Raw genomic sequence first — 7,039 nt, forward strand, 5'->3', positions numbered from 1 at the left:
CTAGCTGAGGTACTGACAGGTGGAGCGGGGGATGTAGACCCCGTGCCCGGCGCGGCCGGTGTACTCCCGCTCGCTGATGACGACGTCGCCGCGGGAGAGGACCGTCTCCACCCGGCCGGTGGTGCGCCTGCCCTCGTAGGCCGAGTAGTCGACGTTCATGTGGTGGGTGTCCGCCGACATGACCTGCTCGGCGCCCGGGTCGTAGATGACGACGTCGGCGTCGGAGCCGGGCGCGAGGGTGCCCTTCTTCGGGTACATGCCGAACATCCGGGCCGGGGTGGCGCAGGCGATCTCGATCCACCGGCGGCGCGAGATGTGCCCGTCGACGACGGCCTGGTGAAGGAGGTCCATCCGGTTCTCCACGCCCGGAAGACCGTTGGGGATCTTGGAGAAGTCGCCCCGGCCGAGCTCCTTCTGGCCCACGAAGCAGAACGGGCAGTGGTCGGTGGAGACGACCTGGAGGTCATTGGTGCGCAGGCCTTGCCAGAGCTTGGCCTGGTGCTCCCGGGGGCGCAGCGGAGTGGAGCAGACGTACTTGGCGCCCTCGAAGTCCGGCTCGGCGAGGTTGTCGGTGGACAGGAACAGGTACTGCGGGCAGGTCTCGCCGAAGACATTGAGCCCGTCGTCGCGCGCTCGCGCCAGCTCGGCGACCGCCTCCATCGCCGAGACGTGCACGACGTACAGCGGGGCGCCCGCGACCTGGGCGAGCCGGATGGCGCGGTGCGTGGCCTCGGCCTCCAGCAGCGCCTTGCGCACCTCCCCGTGGTAGCGCGGGTCGGTCTCCCCGCGCGCCAGCGCCTGCTCCACCAGCACGTCGATGGCGATGCCGTTCTCGGCGTGCATCATGATCAGGCCGCCGTTCTCGGCGGAGCGCTGCATGGCGCGCAGGATCTGGCCGTCGTCGCTGTAGAAGACGCCCGGGTAGGCCATGAACTGCTTGAAGGAGGTGACGCCCTCCTCCACCAGCAGGTCCATCTCCTTGAGCGTGTCCTGGTTCACGTCGGAGACGATCATGTGGAAGCCGTAGTCGATGGCGCAGTTGCCCTCGGCCTTGGCGTGCCAGGCGTCCAGGCCCTCGCGCAGGCCCTGTCCGACGCTCTGCACGGCGAAGTCCACGATGGTGGTCGTACCGCCCCAGGCGGCGGCCCGGGTGCCGGTCTCGAAGGTGTCGGCGGCGAAGGTGCCGCCGAAGGGCAGTTCCATGTGGGTGTGGACGTCGACGCCGCCCGGGATGACGTACTTCCCGGTGGCGTCGATCGTGCGGTCCGCGCTCCAGCTCTGCGTACCGGGCACGGCGAGGGCGGCGATGCGGCCGTCCTCGATCAGGACGTCGGCGTGGACCTCGTCGGACGCGGTGATGACGAGACCGCCACGGATGACGGTACGGCTGCTCATGGTCCCTCTCCTCCCGGGGTGGGCGGTGTGCTCAGGGTGCGGTCAGCGGGGGGTAGGCGTCGGGGCGGCGGTCCCGGTAGAACTGCCAGCGGTCGCGGACCTCGCGCAGCTTGGCCAGGTCCAGGTCGCGCACGACGAGTTCGGTCTCCTTGTCGGAGGCGACCTCGCCGACGAACCGGGCCTCGGGGTCGACGAAGTACGTCGTGCCGTAGAAGTCGTTGTCGCCCAGTTCCTCGACACCGACCCGGTTGATCGCGCCGACGAAGTACTCGTTGGCGACGGCCGCCGCCGGCTGCTCCAGCTGCCACAGGTAGGCGGACAGGCCGCGCGAGGTGGCGGACGGGTTGAAGACGATCTCGGCGCCGGCGAGACCCAGCGCCCGCCAGCCCTCGGGGAAGTGGCGGTCGTAGCAGATGTAGACGCCGACCCTGCCGACGGCGGTCTCGAAGACCGGCCAGCCGAGGTTGCCGGGACGGAAGTAGAACTTCTCCCAGAACCCCGGGACTTGGGGGATGTGGTGCTTGCGGTACTTGCCCAGGTAGGAGCCGTCCGCGTCCAGCACGACGGCGGTGTTGTACAGGACGCCGGGCTGCTCCTCCTCGTACATCGGCAGGATCAGCACGATGCCCAGCTCCTTGGCGAGCGCCTGGAACCGCCGGACGATCGGGCCCCCGGGGATCTGCTCGGCGTACTCGTAGAACGCCTTGTCCTGCACCTGGCAGAAGTACGGTCCGTAGAACAGCTCCTGGAAGCACAGGATGCGGGCACCCTGCGCGGCCGCGTCGCGGGCCGCCTGCTCGTGCACCTGGATCATCGACTCCTTGTCGCCCGTCCACGCGGTCTGGAAGAGGGCGGCACGGATCACTCGGCTCATCGGGACCTCCGGTCGCTCGGTGTGCAGCGAGACTAGGAAGTCCGGGAGCGTGCTCTGAGTGGCACGGTGTCACGTCTGCGGGCATCCGGCGTGCCACGGTGTCACGTGCTCGTGGACCCATGTTTCACCGCCGTTCTCCCAGGTCGTCGTATGTTTCAGCTCTGTTGCGCATCGTGTGCGAGCAGGGCGATGTGCACCGAGGCTGCCTGCTCGAAGTCGTCGAGGTCCACTCCCAGGCGGCCCTGTATGGCCTCCAGCCGGCGGTAGAGCGCGGGCCGGGAGACATGGTGGAGCTGGGCGGTGCGGGACTTGTTGCGGCCGGTGGCGAGGTAGGTGCGCAGCACCGCCAGCAGGTCCTCCTCCGGTCCGCACAGCAGCCCGTCCAACTCCCGCTCCGCGAACGACTGCACCTGCGGGTCGTCCCGCAACAGCCGGATCAGGCCACGCAGATGGACGTCCTTCAGGCGCACCACCGCGGGGACGTCGAGGACGTCGGCCACGGCATCGGCGACATGCCGCGCCTCGCGCAGACCCGCGGGCACGTCGTCCCAGGCGGCGCGGGGGTCGGCGGCGGCCACCACCGTGCCCGGGGCCTCCCCGCGCAGCCGGGCCGCGAAGTTGGCGGTGAGCACGCTCGCGTCCTGGTCCCGGGCGAGGCTCAGCAGCACGGCGGTGACCGGATCGGCGAGCTCCGCGACGATGCCGGGCAGCCCCAGCGTGCGCAGCACCCGGTCGAGCCGGACGGGGTCGCCGCCCCGGACGACCAGCGGCACGAAGGTGCGCCGGTTGACGGGCAGTCCGGCCGCCCGCGCCCGGGGCAGCAGCTGCCTGGCCGGTACGACCCCGCCGACCAGGTCGGTGAGCAGGCTCTGCGCGGACTGCTCCTCCCAGGTGCGGGCCGAGGTGCCGCCGAGCATGCGGTGCAGCACCAGGGCCTCGGCGGCGCGGTCGGCGAGCAGCCGCCCGGTGGCGGTGTCGCCGCGGTGGCCGCACAGCACGATCCGGCCCCAGCGCTCGCCCCGGCCGCCGAGTTCGGCCCGGATCCAGCCGTCGCCCGCGCTGCCTCCCCCCGTGCCCGAAAGGCCTGGGTGGTGCCCCCATGCCTGCCGGGAGATGCGCTCCCAGTCGCGCAGCACGTCGTCCACGGCCGAGCGCTCCCCCGCGGTGGCCAGCACCCGGTGGGCCAGGTTGGTGACGACGACCGGGCAGGCGCTGTGCAGGGCGATCTCGTCGAGCAGCCGCTGGAGCGGGGCGCCCGCGGTGATCAGGGCGGTGAGCGCGGTCCGTACCGACTCCGAGAGGCTGACGGCGGCGAACTTCCGCCGCACCAGCCGGGACTGGACCTCCTCGGTCAGCTCGGCGAAGGGGAAGGGCCGGTGCAGGACCACCATCGGCAGCCCGCACCGCTCGGCCACCCGGCGCATCGCCTCCGGGGCGGCCGGGAAGGCGCGGCCGAGCCCGAGGACCACGGCCGCGGCCTCCGCGCGGTGCAGGGACTGGACGTACTCGGCCTGCGCGCTGTCGTCGCCGGCCAGCAGCACCCCGGTGGTCAGCACCATCTCGCCGCCCCGCAGCATCACGCCGACGTCGGCGGCCTCGGCCACGTGCACCCAGCGCACCGGCCGGTCCAGCTGGCCGGCGCCGGCCACCACCTCGGGCTCCCCGGCCAGCACCCGCTCCAGGGTGAGGACCTGACGGACCGACAGGGCGGGCTCCAGGGTGGTGGTCATGGCGGTGTCCCTTGCTGAAGGCTCCGCAGAGCGCGTTACTGAAGGCTCCGCAGAGCGCGTTCGAGGATCGCGGCACCCTCCTCAGCCTCCGCGACGGACAGCGACAGCGGCGGGGCGACCCGCAGCGCGCTGGTGTCGTGCCCGCCGCCCTTGCCGATCAGCAGCCCGTCCGCGCGGGCCGCCTCCAGGACGGCGGCGGCCGCCTCGGGAGCCGCCCGGTCCGTCCCGGGTTCGGCCAGCTCGATGCCGATCATCAGTCCGCGCCCGCGCACTTCCCGTACGTACGGCACCTGCGCGGCGGCCGCCCGCAGCCGCTCGATGAGCAGCCCGCCGACCCGCCGCGCGTTGCCCTGGAGGTCGTGCTCCAGGAGGTACGTCAGGTTGGCGAGCCCCGCCGCCATGGTGACCTGCGTGCCGCCGAACGTCGAGATGCTGTTGGCGTCCAGGCAGTTCATGATCTCGGAGCGGGCGATCACCCCGCCGATGGACATCCCGTTGCCGATGCCCTTGGCGAAGGTGACGATGTCCGGCGGGCCGTTCCGCCCGTGCGCCTGCCATCCCCAGAAGTGGTCGCCGGTGCGGCCCCAGCCGGTCTGCACCTCGTCGGCGATCCACAGGATGCCGCGCTCGGCGAGCACCTCGCGGAAGGCCGCGTACAGGCCGTCCGGCGGGGCGGTGAAGCCGCCGACGCCCTGCACGGGCTCGGCGATCAGGGCCGCGGGCGCCCGGCTGTGGCCGAGCAGGTCCTTCAGGTCCGCGACGCAGGCCGCGATGAAGTCCTCGTCGCCCAGCGAGGCGTACGGGCCGCGCGTGCGCACCCCGCCGTGGACGTAGAGCGTCTGCAGCGGGGACAGGGAGGTCGGGGACCAGCCGCGGTTGCCGGTGATGCCGACCGTGCTGAAGGAGCGGCCGTGGTAGCTGTTGCGCATCGCCAGGATCGCGTTGCTGCGCCGGTGGGCGGTGGCGAGCAGCAGCGCGGTGTCGTTGGCCTCGGTGCCGGAGGTGGTGAAGAACACGCGGGCGTCCGGGATGCCCGACAACTGGGCGATGCGTTCGGCGAGTTCGACCATCGGGCGGTTCAGGTACAGGGTCGAGGAGTGGATGATCCGCCCGGCCTGCTCGCTCACCGCCTTGGTCACCTCGGGCAGCGCGTGCGCGGTCATCGTGGTGAGGATGCCGCCGAAGAAGTCGAGGTACTTGTTGCCCTCGGCGTCCCAGACGTGACGGCCCTCGCCGTGGGTGATCTCCAGCGGCTCCTCGTAGTAGAGGGCGAGCCAGTCGGGCAGCACCCGGCGGTGGCGTCCCAGCAGGTCGTCGGCCGTCACGGCTGCACCAGCCCTTCGTAGGCGTCGGGGCGGCGGTCGCGGTAGAACGCCCACTGCTGCCGCACCTGTTCGATGACGTCGAAGTCGAGGTCGCGGACGAGGAGTTCCTCCTTGCTGTCGCTGGCGACCTCCCCGACGAACTGCCCGCGCGGGTCGACGAAGTAGCTCGTCCCGTAGAAGTCGTTGTCGCCGTACTCCTCGACGCCGACGCGGTTGATCGCGGCGACGAAGTACTCGTTGGCGACGGCCGCCGCGGGCTGCTCGAGACGCCACAGGTGGCCGGAGAGGCCGCGATGCGTGGCGGACGGGTTGTACACCAGCTGGGCGCCGTTCAGGCCCAGTTGCCGCCAGCCCTCCGGGAAGTGGCGGTCGTAGCAGATGTAGACGCCGACCTTGCCGACGGCTGTCTCGAAGACCGGCCAGCCGGCGTTTCCGGGTTTGAAGTAGTACTTCTCCCAGAAGCCGTGGACCTGCGGGATGTGGTGCTTGCGGTACTTGCCGAGGTACGAGCCGTCGGCGTCGATCACGGCGGCGGTGTTGTAGTAGAACCCGGACTGCTCGATCTCGAAGACCGGCACGACGATCACCATGCCGGTCTCCCGCGCGAGTTCCCGCATCCGGCGCACGGTCGGCCCGTCGGGCACGGGCTCGGCCCAGCGGTAGTGCTCCGGATCCTGCACCTGGCAGAAGTAGGGGGCGTTGAAGACTTCCTGGAACCCGATCACCTTGGCGCCGCGGCGGGCCGCCTCGCGGGCGTACTCCTCGTGCTTCGCCACCATGGACTCGGTGTCGCCGGTCCAGGTGGCCTGGACCAGAGCGGCGCGTACGACGTTGGCCATGAGCTGCTCCTTCGACGGGACGCAGAGCCTCTACGCCCGTAGACACAGGCCGTAGAGGCACGAACGTAAGCCTCCCGGACGGGCTTGCCAAGACCATCGTCATCAACCCGCTGGGTCGATCCGGTTTCACACTCCTGTGGGTGAGTCCCGCAGCCCGTCAGGCGGCGAATCCGGCGACCCTCAGCGCGTGGACGAGATCCCAGTGCCGCTCGTCCGACACACCCCGTGCGGCCTCCAGCAGCAACGGTACGAGGGTTCCCGGGTCCGCGGCCACGCTGCGGGCGGCCTCCTCGGGCGTGCGGACCCGTACGTAGGCGTCCAGCAGGGCCCCGATCTCGCGCCGGCGCCCCTCCTCGGCGAGCCCGAGCACGACCCGCCCGATCTCGTCGGCGGACCGGACGACCCCCTGCCGCAGTATCTGCTCCGCGTCGGCCTCCCGGCCCGCGGCGACCAGCGCGTCCGCGGCGGCGACCAGCCGGTCGGCGGGCAGCGAGGCGGCCTCCCACAGCAGGGTGGCCCAGTCCGCGCCGAGCCCGGCCCGCTGGAGCTCGACGGCGAGCAGGGGGTAGCGCCCGGCCGACGAGTACGCGATCTCGGCGAGCAGCGCGTGCGCCTCACCGCTACGGCCCTCGTGCCGCAGCCGCAGCAGCCTCTCCACGGCGCCCACGACCTCCCGCCGGTCCGCGCCGTCCACCGGCTCGACCCGCGGCTGCGCGGGTTCCACGGCCTCGGCGGCCCCGGCGAAGCGGGCGCCTCGCGGGCTACGGCGGCCCGGAGCGGCGGCGGGCTCGGGGAGGGACGGCACGGCGGTGGGCGGTACGACGACGGGGGCGGCGGCCTCCTCGTCCATCCCGGCGAACCGGGCACTGCCCCGGC

At 72.0% G+C, this 7,039-nt stretch carries 5 protein-coding genes and 1 pseudogene; all 6 read right to left on the bottom strand.

Going from position 1 to position 7,039, the window contains the following annotated elements:
- Entirely contained in the window at positions 1 to 1,395 is a 1,395-nt protein-coding gene (gene hydA, locus M8H82_RS25090) for a dihydropyrimidinase (protein ID WP_250077272.1), read from the bottom strand.
- Positions 1,396 to 1,426: 31 nt separating this feature from the next.
- Positions 1,427 to 2,269 carry a nitrilase-related carbon-nitrogen hydrolase gene (locus M8H82_RS25095; protein ID WP_250077273.1) on the bottom strand — a complete coding sequence of 281 codons (843 nt, stop codon included), beginning with the start codon at positions 2,267 to 2,269 and terminating at the stop codon, positions 1,427 to 1,429.
- 155 nt (positions 2,270 to 2,424) lie between these two features.
- Entirely contained in the window at positions 2,425 to 3,999 is a 1,575-nt protein-coding gene (locus M8H82_RS25100) for a PucR family transcriptional regulator (RefSeq protein ID WP_250077274.1), read from the bottom strand.
- 35 nt (positions 4,000 to 4,034) lie between these two features.
- Complete coding sequence (locus M8H82_RS25105; RefSeq protein ID WP_250077275.1) at positions 4,035 to 5,324, bottom strand: aspartate aminotransferase family protein; 1,290 nt, start codon at positions 5,322 to 5,324, stop codon at positions 4,035 to 4,037.
- Positions 5,321 to 6,163, bottom strand: coding sequence for a nitrilase-related carbon-nitrogen hydrolase (locus M8H82_RS25110; protein WP_250077276.1), 843 nt, complete (start codon positions 6,161 to 6,163; stop codon positions 5,321 to 5,323). The genes M8H82_RS25105 and M8H82_RS25110 overlap by 4 nt, the downstream gene beginning before the upstream one ends.
- A gap of 157 nt (positions 6,164 to 6,320) precedes the next feature.
- Positions 6,321 to 7,039, bottom strand: a pseudogene (locus M8H82_RS25115) (hypothetical protein); the annotation flags it as partial.

This window comes from Streptomyces sp. YS415 (genome assembly GCF_023544665.1).
GTDB lineage: Bacteria > Actinomycetota > Actinomycetes > Streptomycetales > Streptomycetaceae > Streptomyces.